The 20,565-nt window shown below is 62.2% G+C and carries 23 protein-coding genes; 11 read left to right on the top strand and 12 right to left on the bottom strand.

Annotated features, from left to right (window positions below; translation table 11 throughout):
- The first annotated feature begins 2 nt into the window (after positions 1-2).
- The 5 genes from relA to C8K61_RS08845 all read left to right on the top strand — a co-directional run bounded on the left by relA (position 3) and on the right by C8K61_RS08845 (position 4,785).
- Positions 3-2,246: a GTP diphosphokinase gene (gene relA, locus C8K61_RS08865; protein ID WP_108095882.1), complete on the top strand. Its 2,244-nt coding sequence runs from the start codon at positions 3-5 to the stop codon at positions 2,244-2,246.
- 138 nt (positions 2,247-2,384) lie between these two features.
- Positions 2,385-3,233 (top strand): nucleoside triphosphate pyrophosphohydrolase, encoded by an 849-nt coding sequence (gene mazG / locus C8K61_RS08860; protein WP_108095881.1) that lies wholly within the window; start codon positions 2,385-2,387, stop codon positions 3,231-3,233.
- Between the two features lie 95 nt (positions 3,234-3,328).
- Entirely contained in the window at positions 3,329-3,868 is a 540-nt protein-coding gene (locus tag C8K61_RS08855) for a DUF2058 domain-containing protein (protein WP_108095880.1), read from the top strand.
- Positions 3,869-3,953: 85 nt separating this feature from the next.
- Positions 3,954-4,376: a DUF1810 domain-containing protein gene (locus C8K61_RS08850; protein ID WP_108095879.1), complete on the top strand. Its 423-nt coding sequence runs from the start codon at positions 3,954-3,956 to the stop codon at positions 4,374-4,376.
- 112 nt (positions 4,377-4,488) lie between these two features.
- On the top strand, positions 4,489-4,785 hold the full coding sequence (locus C8K61_RS08845) for a hypothetical protein (RefSeq protein ID WP_108095878.1): 297 nt from the start codon (positions 4,489-4,491) through the stop codon (positions 4,783-4,785).
- A 6-nt stretch (positions 4,786-4,791) separates the two neighbouring features.
- On the opposite strand, the gene C8K61_RS08840 is transcribed toward C8K61_RS08845, so the two are convergent.
- Positions 4,792-5,226 carry a MerR family transcriptional regulator gene (locus C8K61_RS08840; protein WP_108095877.1) on the bottom strand — a complete coding sequence of 145 codons (435 nt, stop codon included), beginning with the start codon at positions 5,224-5,226 and terminating at the stop codon, positions 4,792-4,794.
- Positions 5,227-5,316: 90 nt separating this feature from the next.
- On the opposite strand from C8K61_RS08840, the gene C8K61_RS08835 reads away from it, so the two are divergent.
- The 3 genes from C8K61_RS08835 (at position 5,317) to C8K61_RS08825 (ending at position 7,320) form a co-directional block, all read left to right on the top strand.
- Entirely contained in the window at positions 5,317-6,540 is a 1,224-nt protein-coding gene (locus C8K61_RS08835; RefSeq protein ID WP_108095876.1) for an NADH:flavin oxidoreductase/NADH oxidase family protein, read from the top strand.
- 118 nt (positions 6,541-6,658) lie between these two features.
- The gene (locus tag C8K61_RS08830) at positions 6,659-7,003 is read left to right on the top strand and encodes a toxin (RefSeq protein ID WP_108096198.1); all 345 of its coding nucleotides are present in this window, start codon (positions 6,659-6,661) and stop codon (positions 7,001-7,003) included.
- Positions 7,000-7,320 carry a DNA-binding transcriptional regulator gene (locus C8K61_RS08825; RefSeq protein WP_108095875.1) on the top strand — a complete coding sequence of 107 codons (321 nt, stop codon included), beginning with the start codon at positions 7,000-7,002 and terminating at the stop codon, positions 7,318-7,320. The genes C8K61_RS08830 and C8K61_RS08825 overlap by 4 nt, the downstream gene beginning before the upstream one ends.
- Here C8K61_RS08825 and C8K61_RS08820 read toward each other — a convergent pair whose 3' ends face one another.
- The 7 genes from C8K61_RS08820 to C8K61_RS08790 all read right to left on the bottom strand — a co-directional run bounded on the left by C8K61_RS08820 (position 7,321) and on the right by C8K61_RS08790 (position 13,940).
- On the bottom strand, positions 7,321-7,674 hold the full coding sequence (locus C8K61_RS08820; RefSeq protein WP_108095874.1) for a VOC family protein: 354 nt from the start codon (positions 7,672-7,674) through the stop codon (positions 7,321-7,323).
- A 14-nt stretch (positions 7,675-7,688) separates the two neighbouring features.
- Complete coding sequence (locus C8K61_RS08815) at positions 7,689-8,210, bottom strand: DUF2867 domain-containing protein (RefSeq protein WP_108095873.1); 522 nt, start codon at positions 8,208-8,210, stop codon at positions 7,689-7,691.
- An 86-nt stretch (positions 8,211-8,296) separates the two neighbouring features.
- Complete coding sequence (locus C8K61_RS08810; protein WP_108095872.1) at positions 8,297-9,694, bottom strand: TIGR01777 family oxidoreductase; 1,398 nt, start codon at positions 9,692-9,694, stop codon at positions 8,297-8,299.
- Positions 9,695-9,785: 91 nt separating this feature from the next.
- Positions 9,786-10,802 carry an MBL fold metallo-hydrolase gene (locus C8K61_RS08805; RefSeq protein WP_108095871.1) on the bottom strand — a complete coding sequence of 339 codons (1,017 nt, stop codon included), beginning with the start codon at positions 10,800-10,802 and terminating at the stop codon, positions 9,786-9,788.
- Positions 10,803-10,884: 82 nt separating this feature from the next.
- Positions 10,885-11,631, bottom strand: a complete 747-nt coding sequence (locus tag C8K61_RS08800; RefSeq protein ID WP_218277806.1) for a hypothetical protein — start codon at positions 11,629-11,631, stop codon at positions 10,885-10,887.
- Positions 11,632-11,687: 56 nt separating this feature from the next.
- Positions 11,688-12,488 carry an SDR family oxidoreductase gene (locus tag C8K61_RS08795; protein ID WP_108095870.1) on the bottom strand — a complete coding sequence of 267 codons (801 nt, stop codon included), beginning with the start codon at positions 12,486-12,488 and terminating at the stop codon, positions 11,688-11,690.
- A gap of 117 nt (positions 12,489-12,605) precedes the next feature.
- Positions 12,606-13,940 carry a PLP-dependent aminotransferase family protein gene (locus C8K61_RS08790; protein ID WP_108095869.1) on the bottom strand — a complete coding sequence of 445 codons (1,335 nt, stop codon included), beginning with the start codon at positions 13,938-13,940 and terminating at the stop codon, positions 12,606-12,608.
- A gap of 94 nt (positions 13,941-14,034) precedes the next feature.
- On the opposite strand from C8K61_RS08790, the gene C8K61_RS08785 reads away from it, so the two are divergent.
- Positions 14,035-14,631 (top strand): DJ-1/PfpI family protein, encoded by a 597-nt coding sequence (locus tag C8K61_RS08785; protein ID WP_108095868.1) that lies wholly within the window; start codon positions 14,035-14,037, stop codon positions 14,629-14,631.
- Between the two features lie 15 nt (positions 14,632-14,646).
- Here C8K61_RS08785 and C8K61_RS08780 read toward each other — a convergent pair whose 3' ends face one another.
- On the bottom strand, positions 14,647-14,916 hold the full coding sequence (locus C8K61_RS08780) for a DUF1652 domain-containing protein (protein WP_108095867.1): 270 nt from the start codon (positions 14,914-14,916) through the stop codon (positions 14,647-14,649).
- 99 nt (positions 14,917-15,015) lie between these two features.
- A complete protein-coding gene (locus C8K61_RS08775) occupies positions 15,016-15,918 on the bottom strand; it encodes an AraC family transcriptional regulator (protein WP_108095866.1) in 903 nt (300 codons plus the stop codon).
- A 128-nt stretch (positions 15,919-16,046) separates the two neighbouring features.
- Here C8K61_RS08775 and C8K61_RS08770 point away from each other — a divergent pair, with 128 nt between their 5' ends.
- Both C8K61_RS08770 and C8K61_RS08765 read left to right on the top strand, forming a co-directional pair.
- Positions 16,047-16,388, top strand: a complete 342-nt coding sequence (locus tag C8K61_RS08770) for a carboxymuconolactone decarboxylase family protein (protein ID WP_108095865.1) — start codon at positions 16,047-16,049, stop codon at positions 16,386-16,388.
- A 172-nt stretch (positions 16,389-16,560) separates the two neighbouring features.
- Positions 16,561-17,907: a bifunctional diguanylate cyclase/phosphodiesterase gene (locus C8K61_RS08765; protein ID WP_108095864.1), complete on the top strand. Its 1,347-nt coding sequence runs from the start codon at positions 16,561-16,563 to the stop codon at positions 17,905-17,907.
- Between the two features lie 9 nt (positions 17,908-17,916).
- Here C8K61_RS08765 and C8K61_RS08760 read toward each other — a convergent pair whose 3' ends face one another.
- Together C8K61_RS08760 and C8K61_RS08755 are read right to left on the bottom strand one after the other, a co-directional pair.
- Positions 17,917-18,909, bottom strand: a complete 993-nt coding sequence (locus C8K61_RS08760) for an MBL fold metallo-hydrolase (protein WP_108095863.1) — start codon at positions 18,907-18,909, stop codon at positions 17,917-17,919.
- 197 nt (positions 18,910-19,106) lie between these two features.
- A complete protein-coding gene (locus C8K61_RS08755; protein WP_108095862.1) occupies positions 19,107-20,363 on the bottom strand; it encodes an OprD family porin in 1,257 nt (418 codons plus the stop codon).
- Positions 20,364-20,565 lie beyond the last annotated feature (202 nt).

The following is a 20,565-nucleotide window of genomic DNA, read 5'->3' as shown; positions in this document are numbered from 1 at the left end:
CGATGGTACAGGTTAGAGCGCAGCAACCGATCAACACGGATGGCAGCATCAACCTAGAGGCCTGGCTCGATCATGTGTTGAGCGTCGACCCGGCGCTGGATCGTGAGGCCCTCAAAGCCGCGTGCGAATTCGCCCGCGAAGCCGAGCAGCAAGCCAATGCTGCGCAGAACCTGTGGACCGAAGGCACCTCTAGCTTTCGCACGGGCCTGGAAATCGCCGAAATTCTCGCTGACCTCAAACTCGACCAGGACTCTCTGGTGGCCGCGGTCGTTTACCGTGGCGTGCGTGAGGGCAAAATTCCCCTGGCCACCGTGCACCAGCGCTGCGGCGCGGTGGTGGCCAAACTGATCGAAGGCGTGCTGCGCATGGCCGCCATCAGCGCCAGCTTGAACCCGCGTGAATCGCTGGTGCTGGGCACCCAGGTGCAGGTGGATAACCTGCGCAAAATGCTCGTGGCGATGGTCGATGACGTGCGCGTGCCGTTGATCAAACTGGCCGAGCGGACCTGCGCGATTCGCGCGATCAAAAATGGCGACGACGAAAAACGCCAGCGCGTTGCCCGCGAGGTGTTCGACATCTACGCGCCGCTGGCTCACCGCCTGGGCATCGGCCATATCAAGTGGGAACTGGAAGACCTGTCCTTCCGCTACCTCGAGCCTGAACAGTACAAACAGATCGCCACCTTGCTGCACGAGCGGCGGTTGGACCGTGAACGGTTTATCACCGACGTGATGGCCCAGCTCAAAGACGAACTGGCGGCCACCGGCGTGCAGGCCGACATCAGCGGCCGGGCCAAACACATCTATTCGATCTGGCGCAAAATGCAGCGCAAAGGCCTGGCCTTCAGCCAGATCTACGACGTGCGTGCATTGCGCGTGCTGGTGCCGGAAATGCGCGATTGCTACACCGCGCTGGGCATCGTTCACACCCTTTGGCGGCACATTCCCAAGGAGTTTGACGACTACATCGCCAACCCCAAGGAAAACGGCTACCGCTCCCTGCACACCGCGGTGATCGGACCGGAAGGCAAGGTGCTGGAGGTGCAGATCCGCACCCACGCCATGCACGAAGAGGCCGAGCTGGGCGTTTGCGCGCACTGGCGCTACAAGGGCACCGACGTCAAATCCGGCTCCAACCACTACGAAGAGAAAATTTCCTGGCTGCGGCAAGTGCTGGAATGGCACGAAGAGCTGGGTGATATCGGCGGCCTGGCCGAGCAACTGCGGGTGGATATCGAGCCTGACCGCGTCTACGTATTCACCCCCGACGGCCACGCCATCGACCTGCCCAAAGGCTCCACGCCGCTGGACTTCGCCTACCGCGTGCACACCGAAATCGGTCACAACTGCCGCGGCGCGAAGATCAACGGCCGTATCGTGCCGCTCAACTACAGCCTGCAAACCGGCGAGCAGGTGGAAATCATCACCAGCAAGCACGGCGTGCCGAGCCGTGACTGGCTGAATAGCAACCTGGGTTACGTCACCACCTCGCGGGCGCGGGCCAAGATTGTTCACTGGTTCAAATTGCAGGACCGCGACCAGAACGTGGCCGCCGGCCGAACCATGCTGGAGCGCGAGTTGGCGCGCCTGGCGCTGCCCAGTGTCGACTTCGACAAGGTGGCGGAAAAAGCCAATATGCGCACCGCCGAAGACCTGTTTGCCGCCCTCGGTGCCGGCGACCTGCGCCTGGCGCAGGTGGTCAACGCGGCGCAGCAACTGGTCGAGCCGGAACGTGGCAACGAACAGCTGGAGCTGATTCCGCGCCGGCACACCGGCTTCAAACCGGGCAAACGCGGCGATATCCAGATTCAGGGCGTGGGCAACCTGCTGACCCAGATGGCCGGCTGCTGCCAGCCGCTGCCGGGCGATGCCATCGTTGGCTATATCACCCTGGGCCGAGGCGTGAGCATTCACCGTCAGGACTGCGCCTCGGTGCTGCAACTGGGCGGTCGTGAGCCTGAGCGCATCATCCAGGTGAGTTGGGGCCCGGTACCGGTGCAGACCTATCCGGTGGACATCATCATCCGCGCCTACGACCGTTCCGGCCTGCTGCGCGACGTGTCGCAGGTGCTGCTCAACGAGAAGATCAACGTACTGGCGGTCAACACCCGGTCCAACAAGGAAGACAACACCGCCGCCATGTCCCTGACCATCGAGATTCCGGGGTTGGATGCCTTGGGGCGTTTGCTCGGTCGCATCTCCCAGCTGCCAAACATTATCGAAGTGCGCCGCCACCGCACCTCCTGAGCTACTGCGCTCGGTCTGGCTTCGTTGAAGGGCTGCTGAAAAATGCTCATTGGCATAAGCCAACTCCGCTTTTTCAGTAGCCCTTCGCCTCGCCAGCCCTTCGCTCGCGACGCTCAGCCAACGTAGGAAGTGCTCCGTATGTACCAACTCCCCGACTTATTGCACCTCATGGCCCGCCTGCGCGACCCGCAATACGGCTGCCCGTGGGACTTGCAGCAGAACTACGCGACCATCGTGCCGCACACCATCGAAGAGGCCTACGAAGTGGCCGACGCCATCGAGCGTGCTGACTTCGAACACCTGCCGGGCGAGCTGGGCGACCTGTTGTTCCAGGTGGTGTATTACAGCCAATTGGCCAAGGAGGAGGGGCGCTTCGAGTTTGCCTCGGTGGTCGATGCCATTACCCGCAAGCTCCTGCGCCGCCACCCCCATGTGTTTCCCGACGGCGACCTGTACGGCGCGCCCGACATGGCCCGCCTCAGCGAGGCGGCGGTAAAGCAACGCTGGGAAGAAATCAAAGCCGAGGAGCGTGCCGAGAAGGCCGCTGCGCCGGAGCAGTTGTCGTTGCTGGACGATGTGCCGAACACCCTGCCGTCGCTGTCACGCGCCGCCAAGCTGCAAAAGCGCGCCGCCCAGGTCGGCTTCGACTGGCCGGAGGCCTTGCCGGTGGTGGACAAGGTCCGCGAAGAACTGGACGAGGTGCTGGAGGCCATGAGCGCCAACGACGAAGAGGCGATGGCCGAAGAAATTGGCGACCTGCTGTTTGTCGTCGTCAACCTGGCCCGGCACCTGAAGGCCGACCCGGAAACCGCCCTGCGCGCCGCCAATGCCAAGTTCGAGCGACGCTTCCGCTTTATCGAACAGGTGCTACGCGAACAAGGCCGCGACATCCAGGCCTGCAGCCTGGAAGAACTGGACACTATCTGGGGTCAGGCCAAACACGCCGAGCGCCAAGTGGCGACATCGACTACTGGCAGTTGTGGATAACGTTGCCAGAGAATTTTGCCGGGTAGGTTTTCGCCCCCGGCTTGTGGAAGAATAACGGCGTTTTTTACCAGTGCCCTTGAGAGAGTCGTCAACGAATGAGCATGTCATTGCGTGACCAGTTGCTGAAAGCCGGCCTGGTCAACGAAAAGCAGGCCAAACAGGTCAGCAAGGAAAAGCAGAAACAGAAACGCCTGGAGCACAAAGGCCAGGTTGAAGTGGACGATAGCCAGCAGCGCATCGCCCTGGAAGCCAAGGCCGAGAAGATCGCCCGCGACCAGGAACTGAACCGTCAGCAGCAGGAAAAGGCACAGAAAAAGGCCGAAGCCGCGCAGGTCAAACAGCTGATCGAACAGAGCCGTCTGCCCAAGTTGACCACCGAGGATTACTACAACTTCGTGGACGACAAGAAGGTCAAGCGCATCTCCGTCAACGCCCTGATGCGCAACAAGCTCAGCAGCGGCTCGCTGGCCATCGTCCAGCATGGCGGCGGCTACGAGATCATCCCGCGCGAAGCGGCGCTGAAAATCCAGGAACGCGACCCTCGGCGCATCGTCCAGCTCAACGTGCAGACCGAAGAAGACGACGCTAACGATCCGTACGCGGCGTACAAGATTCCTGATGACCTGATGTGGTAATGGCTGCGCGCCATCAATAAAACTTTGCACCCTCCGGAACGTGCTCGGTCCAACCCACTAGACCGTCACTTCCGGAGCCCAGCCAATGGCCGATCCCTACAACCTGCAACGTTTTGTCGACGCCCAAGCCCCCACCTACGAACACGCCCTGGCCGAACTCCAGGCGGGCAAAAAACAAAGCCACTGGATGTGGTTCATCTTTCCCCAGCTAGCCGGCCTCGGCCATAGCACCAACGCCCAGCTCTACGGCATCACCGGACTCGACGAAGCCAACGCCTTCATCACCCACCCCGTCCTCGGCCCGCGTTTGCATGCCTGCACCAACGCCCTGTTGGCCTGGCAATCGCGTAGCGCCCGCGAGATCCTCGGTAGCCCAGACGATACCAAGCTGTGCTCGTGCATGACTCTGTTCGCCACGCTTACCCATGAGCCGAATGTCTTCTCCCAGGTGCTGGAGCATTTTTTCAATGGGCACGCCGACCCGCTGACGCTGGCGCGGGTGGGGTAGGGGTGTCGTTAAATCGGGACTGGCTGATTGAAACCAGTTAGGTTTTGGTAGTTGCCCCACAAAACGGTATGGCACACCGCTGTTCAACCGGTGCTGCAAGGAGGAAATGAAAATGGCCAGGGAGGACATCGAAGTGATGTTAAGCGTCGTCTGGGTCATCACCGCAGTCTGCACGGGCGCTTTTTACTTTATCTGCACTGCATTCGCCTATGGGCTCACCGAGAAAAAGTGGTCGGTATTGAGCGGATGGTGGTTCTTGAGCCCCAGTGATTTCCCTACAGCAGAAGGTCGGCGTTGGTGCAGGCGCGGCGGGCTCTGTTTCGCGTTGTTGATGGGGTTGTTCGCGATTCAGTATGTTGGCTGGCACCCGATTCTGGAGTTCTTTTCAAGCATCCAGTTGAGGTCATAACTGCGATTAACCTGCCGAGTCCTTTACCTCCCCACACCTTCCTTCCCGCATCTGCGCCAACACCCGCTGCGCATTCCCATCACAGCCCATCCCCTCGGGCTTGTTTTCGATATTGCCGATGATTTCCAGCAACCGGGCTTTGTTCTGCGCCAGGCGTTCCTGCATGGCTTCGATTTCGCTGACTTTGCGTTGCAGGCTGGAGAGGATTTCTTCGTGGTTCCAGCCTTGCTGGTTGCTGTCCGGCAGAAAGCGGCGGATTTCTTCCAGGCTGAAGCCGGCGCGTTGGGCGTTGAGGATGATTTCCAGGGTATGCACGGCATGCGCTGGGTAGTGGCGGTAGCCGTTGGCGTGGCGCTGCGCGGCGATCAGGCCGCTGGCTTCGTAGAAGCGGATGCGCGAGGGCGCGAGTTGGGTGCGTTGGGCCAGTTCGCCGATTTTCATCTTGGGTTTCCTGAGGGTATTGACCTTAAAGCTGACTTTAACCTTAGGCTCACCGCAACTGCCAACTGCATTTCCTTTTCGGAGCGTGAGATGACTGCCTTTGCACCGCTGCAACTGCCCAACGGTACCGCCGTTCCTAACCGCATCGCCAAAGCGGCGATGGAGGAAAACCTCGCTGACGCCGAGCAAGGCCCGTCCGCTGAACTGCTGCGTTTGTACCAGGCCTGGGCCGACGGTGGTGCCGGCCTGATTCTGACCGGCAATGTGATGGTCGACCGCCGCGCCATGACCGGCCCCGGCGGCGTGGTGCTGGAAGATGCGCGGCAGTTGGACAAGTTTCGCCAGTGGGCGCGAGTCAGTCGCAGCCACGGCGCGCAGGTGTGGATGCAACTCAACCACCCGGGCCGGCAGATGCAGGCCAGCCTGGGCCAGCAGACGGTGGCGCCATCGCCTGTTTCTCTGCAGTTGGGCGGCATGTCGAAAATGTTCGCCGAGCCCAAGCCGATGAGCGAAACAGACATCGCCGAGCTGATCCAGCGTTTCGCCAACGCCGCGCAACTGGCCGAACAAGCCGGCTTTACCGGCGTGCAAATTCACGCTGCCCACGGCTATCTGTTGAGCCAGTTCCTCTCGCCACTAAGCAACCAGCGCAACGACCGCTGGGGCGGCAGCCTGGAAAACCGCGCACGCCTGTTGCTGGAAGTGGTGAAGGCGATACGCGCTGTGGTGGCCCCTGAATTCTGCGTGGCGGTGAAGCTCAACTCGGCAGACTTCCAGCGCGGTGGCTTTGATGCGGCGGACGCCTTGAAGGTGGTGGAGTTGCTCAACGAGTTGCCGGTAGATCTGGTTGAACTGTCCGGCGGCAGCTACGAAGCGCCGGCCATGCAGGGCGATGCCCGCGACGGTCGCACCCTGGCACGTGAAGCGTACTTTCTCGAGTTCGCCGGCGACATCGCCAAGGTTGCGCGCATGCCAGTGATGGTCACCGGCGGTATTCGCCGGTTGCCAGTGGTTGAACAGGTTCTGGCCAATGGTGTGGCCATGGCCGGTATCGCCACCGCGCTGGCCATCGACCCCGCGCTGCCCAAGCGCTGGCAGGCAGGGCAGGGCGGCAATCCGGAGCTGGCACCGATCACTTGGAAAAACAAGGTATTCGCCTCGCTGGCTTATATGGCCGTGGTCAAGTTCCAGCTCCGCCAGCTGAGCCGAGGTGAGCGACCCAATCCAAGCGTTTCGCCGCTATGGGCGCTGGTGCTGGAACAGGTGAAAACGCTTCGGCGTACCAAGCAGTACAAGCGGTGGATGGCTAGCTAAAAGCTTTCGGACGTATTTCATGTGGCCCAATTCCGAGCAGTTGGTTTTGGGCTAGTCATGATCGGTGCTTGACATGCAGGATGCGCACTCTAAAAATGTACGCGAGTTGCGCATAGTTATGGACGCTACCTTTGTAGAGATGCAACTGTTTACCCGGCATCGCCACGATTATCTGGACGACAAGGCATTCGCCGATCTGCAACAAGCGTTGTTGTTGCAGCCGGACATTGGCGACGTGATCGCTAACACCGGCGGGCTGCGCAAAGTTCGTTTTGGTGACGCTCTGCGGGGCAAAGGGAAGCGAGGGGGGCTGCGGGTTATCTACTACTGGCGGCAGAGTGATTCGCAGTTTTGGCTATTTGCCCTATACGACAAGGATCAGTTGGACGACCTGAGCTATGACCAGCGCAAGCTGTTAAAGAATCTATTGGATATCGAGTTAAAAGCGAGAAAACGTCCATGACCAAAAAGCGAGATATTTTTGCAGAGCTTGTCGAAGGTTTCCGGGACTTGGCACTTGAGCGCGAAGGCAAGATCACCCTGCGCACTCACCATGTCGAGATCAAGCCGCTGGTTCCAGCTTCTGCCGAAGAAATCATCGCGGTGCGCAAGAAGCTGAACATGTCCCAACCGGTGTTCGCTCAGCACCTGCACGCGACCCCCGGCACGGTTAAGAACTGGGAGCAAAATCGCGCCAAGCCCAATGCCCAGGCAACCGTGCTGATACGTCTGCTGGATGCCTATCCCGAAACTGCAAAGCACTTGGCGCAGCTCGCCTGATCATCCGGCCGACCACACCGCCAACTCATACCCATCCAAATCCCGAAACTGAAAGCGGCGCCCACCCGGAAAGGCGAACACCGCCTTGCTGAGGGTGCCGCCCGCTTTCTCCACGCGTGCCTGCGTGGCGGCCAGATCCTCGCCATACAAAATGACTAACGGCCCGCCCGGGCGCACGGGTTCGCCGGTGGTAAAACCGCCGGTCAAACGGCCGTCGCTGAATTCGCAGTAGGTCGGGCCGTAGTCGGTGAAGGTCCAGCCGAATACGGCGGCGTAGAAGGCTTTGCTGCGTTCAATGTCGGCGACGTTGAATTCGATATTGTCGATCTGCCGGTCGTGGCCACGGGTGTCCATGTTGTTGTCCTCGTTTAGCGCGTGACGTTGTGCAACGTTAGCGGCGCGATCAGCCGGTGGAAAGGTGCGACCGGCAGCATGTACAGGGTGCCCAGCCAGTTGTGGGTGTGCACCACGGTGGACAGCACCAGGGTGCGGGTCCCGTCGGCATTCACCGGCAGGCGGTTGAGGGCGAGGAACACGTCCAGGTGTTTGTCCTGGTCGGCCATCAGCACTTCGTCCGCGCTGTTGGCGAGCAGGGTGAAAATACCGACGCGGTCACCCGGCAGGTAACTGCTTTCTTCGCGCTGCAGATCGATCCGGGTCAGGCGGCCGAGGTCCTTCAGGCCTAGCCGACTTACCACCGCGTTGCGCACCTGCATGAGGTTGTCGATCCACGCCGGAGTGCTGGCCAGTGCGCGCAGGGCGTGACCAAAGGCGCTGCGTTCGGTGTTGTCGACGTCGATCCGCTGGCAGTCGATAAACGCTGCGCCGGCCGCCTGTTGGCTGAGGCTGCAAACGCTGGGCAAGGCGCAGCGGTGGACGGTGGCGGTCATGGCAGGCTCTCCTTGGCAGGTGTTGCGAAGGCTCAGTGTCTGCCATCCGCGTAACGCACGCCTGCTCCAGTTTGTCGCAGGGCGGCTCAGGCCAGATCCCGTATGGCGTCTTCAACCTGGGGAAAGCGGAACACATAGCCCGCCTCGAGCAAGCGGGTCGGCGCCACGTTCTGGCCGTCGACAAACAGCTCGGCCATTTCCCCTGCCAGCAGACGCAGCGGGGCGGCTGGCAGGTGCAGCCACACCGGCCGGTGCAGCACCTTGCCGGCAGCCGTGGCGAACTGCGCCTGGCTGACGGTGTGCGGCGCGACCAGGTTGTAAACGCCGTGCAGGCTGGTGTCTGCCAGTGCTCGGGCAAACACCTGCAACACGTCTTCACGGTGAATCCAGCTGATCACCTGGGCGCCGCTGCCCAGCCGGCCACCGAGGCCGAAACGATGGGGAAGCAGCAAGGGGCGCAGGGCGCCACCGGGGCCGAAGACTACGCCCAGGCGCATTACCACGCGGCGCACGCCGGCAGCGTCGACAGCCTGGGTAGAGGCTTCCCAACGTGAGCACAGTTCGGCCATAAAGCCGCCACCGACTGCGCTGTCTTCCTGCAGCACTTCCTCCGGACTGCGCACGCCGTAGTAACCAATTGCCGAGGCCTGCAGCCACACCTGGGGTTTATGCCGGGCGGTGGCCAGCCAGGCGACCAGGGCTTGGCTGACGCCGACGCGGCTGGCCAGCAGTTGTTCCTGCCGGGCCGCTGTCCAGCGAGGGCCGGCCACCGGTGCACCTGCCAGATTGATGACGGCGTCGAAGGCATCGAATTCAGTCAGCGCGGCCAGGCTGGCGATGCATCGAGCGCGGCCGTTGAACATAGACGCAGCGCGCAGCGGATCGCGGGCGAATACGCAGACGTTGTGGCCGGCATCCAGCAACTGGTTGACCAGGGTTTCACCAATAAAGCCGGTGCCGCCGGTAATCAGTACGCGTTGATAGGGGACGGCGGTAAACGGGTTCGGCGCTTGCTGCGAGCGGGTTGCGCGAGGCGCTGGACGACCGTCGTAATGAAACAGCCAGGCCAAGGGGAGGAGCAGACAGATCAAGGCGATGCTATCCACCCACACATGTGACCAGATCCCCAGCTGCGCTGAAATCCAGATGTCCTGGGGCGCCCACAGCACCAGCCCGGCAATCAGCCCGCCCCAGGCTGCACGGCTTCGGTAGCGGTTGCCCAGGTACACCAGCGCGCCCATGAACACCGCGTAGCTCTGCACGGTGGCGCCGAACAGGGCCAGCCACCACACCTGCAGGCCGCGGGCGGCGGTGGGTACATCCTGGCCGAAGAAGGCTTGCTCGACACTGCGGTGGTAGTTCTCGAAGACGGGTAAATTTCCCCACCAGGCGAATAACATGCCACCGAGCAGATGGGCGATGGCTAGCGCATACAGCCAGCGTACCAACCCCACCAGTAGCGCACTGCGACCGACCTGTTGCATAGCGGCTGACTCCCATCCGGCTCGATGTTCCTGGCCGGATCATAGCAGCGGCACCGTAACATCAGCGGACAGAATGCACGGCAGGCAGGCGCTACTGTGGCGCCGGCAGTGCCACTTCCGACAGGGGCGCCGGCACCACCACCCGCGCCTGCGGTGCGCTCTTGGTAATGGCGTCGAGCATGCCGACTGGCGATTGACCGGGGATGGTCTGCGGTTGCAGCGGGTCGTTGCCGAAGAAATTTTCCCAGTGGCCCACGATCACCAGTCTGGGCTTCGTCACGTTCAGCAGGCCGCTGGGGTAGTGGCTGACCTGGTCCCAACTGCCGGCGCAGAGAATTTCCACGTCTATACCTTTGCCGTCGCTGAGCAGCGGCGGGAAACCATAGGGCGGTTGCGCGGCGCTGTCTTGGTAGTGGATGCGGTAAACCGGGTTGCCGTTGGCGTCCAGCAGGTCGATAAGCCAGGCCAGGGTGTGTTTGCCCAGCTTCCAGTTGCCGACGTAGCTGGGCAGCTCGCTGAGGTCGTGGTCATAGCTGCCGGGCAGCAGGTTGATGCCGAAGATATGCCCGGCATGCATGCTTTCAATCGGCATGGCGCGAATATGTTTGCCCGAGGAATAAAACCAGGTGCCAGGCAGCTGCGGTTTGCCGACGCTGGTGATCTGCTCGTCGCGGGGCACGACCACGCGGGTGATCGGCGGCTCGGCACCACGCAGAATGTGGGCGACGGTTTCCGAGCCGTACACGGTGGCGTTCGGCGCGTGCTGGCTAACCACTCGCGGCACGTCGAGCAGGTGGTCGTAGTGGGCGTGGCCGACCAGCAGCATGCTGACGTCGTCGGCAGGCGGCATATAGCGGTCGATGCGCTCGTCATCGGCGGCTACCCGCAGCGGCGGAATGCCTTTGATGCCGAGAAACGCCGGGTTACTGAACGAGGGCGCCAGCAACAGGCCTTCGCCCTGCCAATGCAGCAACCAGCCACCGACGCCGAGGAATTGGATTTTCGGTTCAGCGAGGTTGTGTTGATCGCTTATTTCGAGCCCGAGGTCCTTGGGGTCGTGGACGCAGCCACTGAGTAACAGCAGGCACAACATAAGCGCGCGGGGCATGCGGATCGTCCTTGTTCTGGGTGCTCATCAATAGCGGTTTAGCCAGGCGCTGGCGCCTTGCTTTAGTTAGGGGCGGCGTGCTTTAGCGGAATACGCATTCGCGGTAATCGCCTTTGTCTTCCACCGTTGGGCACCAGGTGAGCATGTTCACCACATAGGCGTCGGGACGGCGGCTTTTGGCTTTGAGCAGAAGTTGGTCGGCCATGGCGCGGTCGTCGGCCAGGGCCACGCTGCGGTAGGAGCCTTGGCGGGCATAAACGAAGACGTTGGGCACGCCGAGTTTGCTGCTGGCGTATTTCACTTCGTACAAGGCGGGGTCGAGCGCGGTGTCGCCACCGAACACCACGCCCCAGGAGGTCGGCGTGCCGATCGAGGTCTGCGCCTTGCGAACCAGCGGCGCGTTGCTGGAGATGGTGTTGGCCAGCGAGGCGACCACCTTGGACGAGGCCACCTGCAGCTGAGCATTGCTTTGCGTCAGGTCGCTCAGCTCCTGCTTGAGGCTTTCGCTACCGGTTTGCTGTTGCGCTTGGGCCAGGGCCTGGGTGAGCTTTTCGTTCTGGTCTTTGTAGCTGGTGATGGTGGCCTGCGCCTCTTTGAGCGCGGCGTCGGTCTCCACCAGCTTGGCCTTCCATTTGAAGCCGACCACGCTGCCTTCTTCGAAACCGGCTTTTTGCAGAATGTCGTTGAAGGTCACCGGGAAGGCCACCAGCAACACGGCGATCAGCAGCAGGGCGGCGTCGCGTAGCAGGGCGACCAGGTCCTTGCCGACCCCCACCAGGCTGCTGATGGCGGAGGCGGGTGGTTTGCTGTTGGCGTCTGGCGTGCTCATGGCTGATCTCCCTGGGTGCAGCGAGCAGCATAGTCACGCAGCCGACCCTGCGCCTTTCAGCTTGGCACGCCATAGCGCGGCGCCGGGGTGTTCAACGACAGGTTCGGCGCCAGCGCCTGGCGGGCATTCTGCAGCGCTTGCCAGTCGGCGGCGTTGGGCAGCGAGGGAATGGTCACCGCTTCGCCTTGATCGAAACCGGCGAGGGCGGCGTCCACCATGTCGGCCACTTCCATCACCATGCGCGGGTCGAGCTGGCTGATGTCGCCACCCGCGCGGTCGAAGATTTCCGTGCGGGTCAGGCCCGGCAGCACGGCTTGCAGTTTCACCCCGCTGGGCGCCAGTTCAGCGGCCAGGCTCTGACTGAAGGCGAGCACAAAGGCTTTGCTGGCGACGTAGGTGGGGTGGAAGTATTCCGGCATCAGCGCCACCACCGAGGCGATGTTGATGATCGCGCCGTTGCCTCGCGCGGCAAAGGCGCGGCCGGCGGCGATGGCCAGGCTGTGCAAGGCTGTGACGTTGACGTCGAGCATGGTTGCCAGGGTCTCGTCATCGTTGTCCAGGGCTTTACCGTGCGGGCCGAGTCCGGCGTTGTTGACCAGCACGCTGATGGCGCTGTTCTCCCTGAGCACGTTGGCGATGTTTTGCACGTCGCTGGCGCGGCTGAGGTCGGCGGCCAGCACTTCCACGTCCACGCCATAGCTGGCGCGCAGGGTGTCGGCCAGGGCCTGCAAGCGTTCCCGGCCACGGGCGACCAGTACCAGGTTGTGGCCGCGGGCCGCCAGGCGTTTGGCATACATGGCACCGATGCCGGACGAGGCACCGGTCACCAGGGCAGTTCCAAGGGGCAGAGTCGACATGGCGCAGATCCTTTTCAGCGGGAGGGGAAGAGGTTTTAGCCTGCTCCCGACGGCTGACGGTGTCTGCTGTACCTTGGCGTGCGCGGCTCATCCATAGGTATAGGGCGGCGCGCAGGCTCAATAGCTGAGGCGATCAAGCACCCGCCTGACCGTTCGCAATGCCTGCCCTAGCTCCTCCAGACCCAGCGAACCCAGGGCCAGGCGCAGCGCATGGGGCACATGGGCCGAGGTGCAGAACGGTTCGGCGGTGGACACGGCCACCCCTTGCTGCAGCAGGGCCATGGCCACTTGATCGGCGCGCACGTCCTCGCCCAGCGGTAGCCAGATGAAATAGGACGCCGGGTGACCCACCAGCGGCAGGCCATCGAGGATCTGCCGGGCAAGTACCTGACGTTGTATGGCGTCCTCGCGCTTTTCCGCCTCCAAGCGCGTGACGCTGCCATCTTCCAGCCAGCGGCAGACGATGGCGGTCATCACGCTGGGGGTGTTCCAGGTGGTGGCGCGGATACAGCGCTCGAGTGCCGGCACCCAGGCCGACGGCGCGACGACAAAACCGACGCGCAAACCGGTGGCGACGCTTTTCGAAAAACCGCCGACGTACACGGTGCGCTCCGGCGCCAGGGCTGCAATCGGCGCTGGCGGCTGGTCGGCGAGAAAGGCGTAGGTGGCGTCTTCGATAATCAAAAGGCCGTGCTCGCGAGCCAGCGCCACCAGGTGTTCGCGGGTGGCCAGGTCGAGCACCCAGCCGAGCGGGTTGTGCAGGGTCGGCATGCAGTAAAGGGCACGCACCCGACGGGTTTTGCACAGTTGACGCAGGGCCTCGATGTCCGGGCCGTTGCCTGCAGCGGGAATCGGCGCCAATTCCAGGCGGTAGGTTTCTGCCAGCACCTTGAAGCCGGAGTAGGTCAGGGCATCCACGGCAATCACGTCGCCAGGATGCAACAGCGCCATGGCGGTGATCGCCAAGCCATGTTGGGCACCGCTGACCAGCAACAGGTTGGCCGCCTGAGTGTACAAACCGCGGTCACGCAGGTGATGGGCGACCGCCTGTTGTTCATGCTGACGGCCGGCATGCGGCTGATAGCGCAGCAAGGCTTCCATGTCGCCGCCCATGGCCAATTCGCGCAGTGCCTTGCGCAGCAGGTTGGCTTGGCCGGGCAGCGAGGAGTAGTTGAAGTTGAGGTCGAGCAGGTCCGGGCTGCTGGCCGGTTGGTCGATCCCCAGCCCTGGCGGAAGGGCGGTTTCGCGCACAAAGGTGCCGCGCCCGGTTTCGCCGCTGACCAGGCCCATGCCTTCCAGCTCGGCGTAAATGCGCGTGGCGGTGGCCAGGGCGACTCCATGATCCCGGGCTAACTGCCGGTGAGTGGGCAGACGAGTGCCAGGCACCAGTTGACCACCACGAATTTCGGCGGCGAGGCGGTCGACCACTTGCTTGTAACGGGCGCGGGGCATGGGCGGAATGTATCCATGACAATAGTTTGATTGTGCTGAATATGGGCGATTAGCATGGCCATCAGCAACCCCACCTCAGCCCGGAGGCCCCACCATGCATATCGCCATCCTCACCTTCGACGGCTTCAACGAGCTCGACTCGCTGATCCCGTTCGGTATTTTGCAGCGGGTGAAAAAGCCTGGCTGGAAAGTCTCCATCGCCAGCCCCACCCGCCAGGTGCGGTCCATGAATGGCGTGACCCTGGAGGCGCAGATCGACCTCGTAGAAGCATGCTGCGCCGACGCTGTATTGATCGGTAGCGGCATGGCCACTCGCGAGGTGGTCGCCAACCCGGCGCTGATGGCGCAACTGCAACTGGACCCGGCGCGGCAACTGATCGGCGCGCAATGTTCCGGCACCCTGGTACTGGCCAAGCTCGGCCTGCTGGCAGGTGGCGTGGCCTGCACCGACCTGACCACTAAACCCTGGGTGATCGAGGCCGGAGTGGAGGTGCTGAACCAACCGTTCTTTGCCAACGGCAACGTCGCCACGGCGGGCGGTTGCCTGGCGTCGCAGTACCTGGCGGCTTGGGTTATCGCCCGTTTCGAAGGGCTGGAAGCGGCGCAAAACGCCATTCATTACGTGGCGCCGGTCGGGGAGAAGGAGGCGTATATGGAGCGGGCGCTGGGAAATATTGCGCCGTATCTCTAGAGGCGTTACCCGGCGTTAACCCACGCTGCTATCGCTCGCCCTTTCGGCCCGAAACTGCAGCACTTCGAGTTCGATCTCGATGGCGTGGGCGATGATTTGCACGTCGTCTTCGGACAGCGCGGTGCCGCACGGAATGCAGCTGATCACCACCAGGTTTTCACCGGTTTGCGGGTCGTAGACCCGGGCGGTCATCGAGGTAGGGGAGCTCAGGACGCCCTCGAAGCCAAGGGGCGCGAAGTGGTTTTGCAGCCTGGCGCACGCGGCTGGGAAGATCATTCTGGCCATTAATGACCCTCTGGGAAAAAGCTATCGGTGGCAAGGATAATTCAAGCGGCTGAAATGTGACAGGTTGGGCATTCCTGCTGCGACCTGGTTGGCCGTTTTTCACCCCCGCAGGCGTTGCCGGTAGTGCGCCGGGGTTTCACCGAGTTGCTGCCTGAATACCCGGCTGAACGAACTGAGCGTGGGGTAGCCGACTGCCAGGGCAATCTCACCAATCGCTGTGGCGCTCTGCTGTAACAGTAGCTGAGCCCGCTCCAGGCGTAGTTGTATCAGCCAGGCGGCGGGGGCGATGCCCGCAGTGGCGGTAAAGGTGCGCACAAAGGTCGAGCGCGACATGCTGGCTGTGGCCGCCAGCGCCTCCACACTCCAGGTCCTACCGAGGTCGGCCAGCAAGGCCATCACCGCTTTGGCCAAACGTTTGTCCTGCAGCAGGGCAAATACGCCTGGCAGGTGCTGCTGTTGTTCGCAGAAGTGCCGCAGCACCAGAGTGAACAGAATCACCGACAGCCCATCCACCACCGATTGATTGGCCAACTGCTCACCCTCGGCCTCCAGGCGCATCAGGGCAATGATGGCGTCGAGACGTTCGCGGTTGCCTGGCGCGCTGGCATTGATCAGCAAAACCTCGGGTAGCGCCTCCAGCAGGGTGGCGTGCGGCGTGTACTGAATGCGTCCGCAGAGCATGTCCAGCCCACCTTGGCCCTGGCGCAGTTGGGTGATCCGCCCCGGTTGTTCTACCCGTCGCACCGCAGCATTGCGCGGTTTACCCGCAGTCAGCACATGCACGGCGCTGCGCGGCAGCAGCACGATGTCGCCAGCGTGCAGTGCCAGCGGCGTTTGGCCGGGCACTTCCAGGCGGCATTCACCCGCCAGAATCAGGTGATAGCTGGCCTGCCCGGCGGGCAGCGGCGGGTGGTCCAGGGCCCAGTCGCCCTGCAGTTGGCAATGCAGGTCGAGAATCCCGCGCAGGTTGGCCAGGGCGATCAGGTGGTCAAAAGCATGCATTCGAGACGATTCGACAAATGAATGAGCGGTTGGGAAAAGCGCCGGCGGCGCGAGCGGACCAGACTGTCCCTGTCGGCCACTAACAGGCCATCGGCAATCAAGCCCTCAGCAAAGTAGGAGAAACGATCATGCTCTTCAACTGGACCGAATACGTTCCTGCCGTCAAAAAAGCCTTCGGCAAACTGGGCAAGGCCCATCCAAAAATGCTCCAGGCTTACGGTGCCCTCAGTGAGGCCGCCGCCGAGGGCGACGCGCTGGACGAGAAAACCCGCGAGCTGATTTCGATTGCCGTGGCCATCACCACCCGCTGCGACGGCTGCATTGGCGTGCATGTTCAGGCCGCGCGCAAGGCGGGCGCCACAGAGGCGGAGCTGGCGCAAACCCTGGCCACGGCCATTTCGCTCAACGCTGGCGCGGCCTACGTCTATTCGCTGCGGGCGCTGGAAGCGTTCGAGCAACTGGACGCCTAGAACGGCAGGCATTGCGCTATGGAGGGGGCTGGCTATATTGCTTAACAAGCGCGGCCGCATGGTCGCCTTGTCTATAGCCCCTTCCAGTTGCCGCGCACGTGCCGGCTCCATTTGCGCAAGCGGCGTTGACCGGAGCCTCTCCCATGTTTTTCCCCTACACAGGTTCCGCCTGATGGCTGGCAAGCGTTTGCAGCAGTTCTGGAATTCGGCAGACCTGGCCTTGATTCATCACCGCCGTGAACGACGCATGCGGGTGCTCGCCAGCTTTGTCATGTGGGTGCTGGGCGGCATCTGGGCGGTGTACTTTTCCTTGCAAGGGCAATGGCTGATCGTCGCCATCGATCTGATGCTGATGGGCACCGGTGTGGCCGTGTTCGTGCTCAGCTGGGTGCACCATGACCGCAGCGCCCGGTTGCTGTTGTTTGGCGTTTTGCTGTTGGTGATCGTCGGTATTGCCGCCGTGCTGGACGTGCCCAACGCGAGCATTCCGCGCTCCACCCATTTGTACCTGCTGCCCCTGGGGGTAGCGGCGATGATGGCGTTTCGCGACGAACCCAGGTGGTTGCGCTACAGCGTGATCGCCGTGTGCCTGCTGAGTTTCATCGGCCTGGCGGGCAGCTATTGGACGCCGCTGCCCGGTTTCAATCTGCCCGACGCCACGCGCGGACCGGGTACCTGGGTCAACACCTGGGCGGCGATCCTCTGTCTGTTCGCCATGCTCCATGTATTGCAGACCGATGCGGTGCAACGCTCGGCCTGGGAAGGGGAGTTGCTGGAGGCGTTGTCTGCTCAGCAATTCCAACTGCACTACCAGCCTCAGTTGGACACCCACGGCCAGGTGATTGGTGCCGAAGCCTTGCTGCGTTGGTACCACCCACAGCGCGGCATGATCCCGCCCGGCAAATTCATTCCCCATGCCGAGGAAACCGGCCTGATCATTCCCATCGGCAAGTGGGTGCTGGAAACCGCCTGCGCCCAGTTGCGCTGCTGGATGGATGAACCCGAGATGCAGCACCTGTGCCTGGCGGTGAATATCAGCCAGAAGCAATTCAATCAGGCCAGCTTCGAAGCCGAAGTGCTGGCGCTGATCAAACGTTATGAGATCGACCCCGGCCGCTTGCAGCTGGAAATCACCGAAACCATGGTGGTGAAAGACATGGAGGAGTTGTCGCGCAAGATGGCCAACCTGGTCAGCCTGGGCATCACCTTCGCCCTGGACGACTTCGGAACCGGCTACTCATCGCTGAGTCATCTCAAACGCCTGCCGCTGAACAAGCTGAAGATCGACCAGTCGTTCGTCTTCGATGTGCTCACCGACCACAACAGCGAAGCCATCGTGCGCACTGTGATCGGCCTTGGCAGCAACATGGGCCTGACGGTGATTGCCGAGGGCGTGGAAACCGCTGCCCAGCATCAGTTCCTGCTGGACAACGGTTGCGAGCAATTCCAGGGCTACTTCTTCAGCAAACCTCTGCCGTTGGTGGCGTTTACCGAATTCACCCTGAGGCGCAATGCCTGATCGACGTGCTTACTTCAGCAACGGTACGTTCGCCGCGCGCTGATACGGGCCGTACTCCACGGGCACCCAGGCAAAGCCTTTACCCTCGACGCGGATATGGCCGATGGCAGGGAAGGGCAGGTGCGCGGCCGCTACCCAGATGTTGTCGTGGGCGACCTGAGTAAATAGTTTTTCCCGCGCGGCGATGGCTTTGCTGCTGTCGTTATCAAAGCCGATGCTGACCTCGGGGTGGGCAAACTGCACGGCGAAGCTGTGAATGATGTCACCCATAAACAGAATGCTCTGGCCGTTCGAATTGAACTGGTAACCGGTGCTGCCCGGCGTGTGGCCGGCCAGGTTTACGGTGGTGACACCCGGAATCGGCGATTGGCCAAGGCCAAAGGTTTTCAGCCGGCCAGAGGCAACATAGGGCGCGGTGGAATTCTGCGCGATCTGGAAATAGCCATGGGCTTCCTTCGGCGCTTTTTCCAGGTTGCTTTTGCTCAACCAGAAGTCGGCTTCGGCTTGCGCGGCATACACATCGGCGTTGGCGAACACCGCCGCACCTTTGCCATCCACCAGGCCGCAGACGTGGTCGAGGTGCATGTGGGTAAGCAGGATGGTATCGACCTGATCAGGGCTGTAGCCGGCAGCACGAATGGCCTCCGGCAGGCCGCCAGCGGTGGCGCCGATGCACTGGCCGGCACCGGTGTCGACCAGCACAAGGTTCTTGCCGGTATTGATCAGAAAGGCGTTGAAGGCTGTCTGCACGCCGGCGCCCATCAGGTTCTTGCGCGCCAGCAGGGCGCGGATTTCTTTCTGCGACAGGCCCTTGAGCAGCGAGGGGCCGAGGTCGTTGTAACCGTCGAAGAGTGCCGTCACTTCATAGTCGCCCACCGCCAGGCGCTGGTAGCCCGGCACCTGGGTTTTGATCTGCGCCGGTGGCGTGGCGTGGGCGGCAATGGGGGCCAGGCTGGCGCCCAGCACCAGCAAGGGGGCGAGCAGGAGGTTGAGTGTGCGCATGGGAAGCCTCGGTCGGTGCGGGCGAAGTGCCCAGTGACAAAGCGCGATAGTGGCGCGGCGCGCGGTGGGCGCATTGCACCGATGTGCTCAGGCAGCCCAATGCAAACGGGGCGAGCACCGCTTTCGCCGTACTCGCCCCGTGTCATGCCAACCTCGGGCCGGGTTGCCCCGGCGTCGGTTGTTTAGCGGCGTTCTACTTAGAAGATTTCCAACGGGTATTCGACGAAGGCGCGGATCTCGTTGAGGTTCGGGCCCACATCGCGGTCAGCGCGGTAGATCGAGTTACGCAGTTTCAGCGACAGATCTTTGAGCGAACCGTCCTGCACCACGTATTTCACCTGGTTGAAGAACTCGCGCTCGGTGCCATCCTGCTCGCCGCCGGCATCGATGTTGCTGCCGCGAACATAAGCGGTTTTGTAGCTCAGACCCGGTACGCCGTACTCGGTGAAGTCCAACTCGTAGCTGACCTGCCAGGACTCTTCATCCTTGAGGTTGAAGTCGGAGTAGTAGGAGTTGGCCACGTAAATGGTGCTGCCGCCGTCGCCGTAGTCGTATGCATAGCCAGCGTCGCCGCTGCTGCGCTGGTGGGCAACGATGAAGGCATGGGCGCCTACGCTGTACTTGGCTGCCAGGCTCCACAGGGTGTTGCTGTCGTTGTTGCCGTCACCGCCGAAATCCAGCGCCGCCTGCGAGTTGTCATCGTAGTCAGTGCGGTAGATGTTGAAGTCGAAGTTCAACGCCTGGTTGTCGCTCAACGGCTGGGTGAAGTTGACGTTGCCGTAGTACTTCTTGAAGGTGTCTTCGACATCGGAGTGGTACGCCGCCACGCTCAGGGCGTCGTTGATGGCGTAGGTACCGCCGATCACGTCGATGCTCTTCAGACGGTTCGGGTCGCGCGAGGAATCGCCCATCGGGCTGTCGGCGGTGAAGCGGCCGGCGTTGAGTTCCAGGCCTTCGATTTCCTTGCTGGTCACCAGGGTGCCGGTGAAGGACTGCGGCAGCAGACGCGAGTCGTCATAAGCCAGCACAGGGAGCGACGGGAACTGGTTGCCGTAGCGCAGCACGGTGTTGGAAATGCGCAGCTTCACCACACCACCGGCTTCGGACGTGTCGTCTACCGGATGGCCATCGCTATCGGTGTCAAAGAACGCGCCGTAGTTACGGCCACGGCCGCTGTCCAGCTTGATGCCCAGCAGGCCATAGGCATCGACGCCAAAGCCAACAGTGCCTTGGGTGAAACCGGACTCGAAGGTACCGATGAAGCCCTGGCCCCAGACCTTGGCGTCATTGGTGTGGTTCTTGTAGTCACGGTTGAAGTAAGCGTTGCGCAGCAGAACGTTGAGGCTGCTGTCTTCAACGAAACCCTTGGCGTCAGATTGTTCACTGGCGAAAGCCGGCGAAACGCTCAGCGAAGCCAGCGCGCAGGCCAGCGCGATGCGTGTGCGATTGAACATAGGTGCTCCCCGTATCAGGTTTTTGGTGTGGCAGGAGACTGCACGGCCGATTCGACAGTCAGCGTAGCGAGACGGCTGACCATATGCGGGACGTTATTGGCTATAGGAATTCCCAGCCTATGCAGTGGCTGGGATAAATACGCCTTCAGGAACCATCGGTAAAACTGCTTATTTCAATTTTTACTATCGACAGTATTGATGG

This window comes from Pseudomonas sp. GV071 (assembly GCF_003050835.1).
GTDB lineage: Bacteria > Pseudomonadota > Gammaproteobacteria > Pseudomonadales > Pseudomonadaceae > Aquipseudomonas.
Note: the sequence above shows the minus strand (reverse complement) of the source record. Positions and strands in the feature narration are given on the sequence as shown.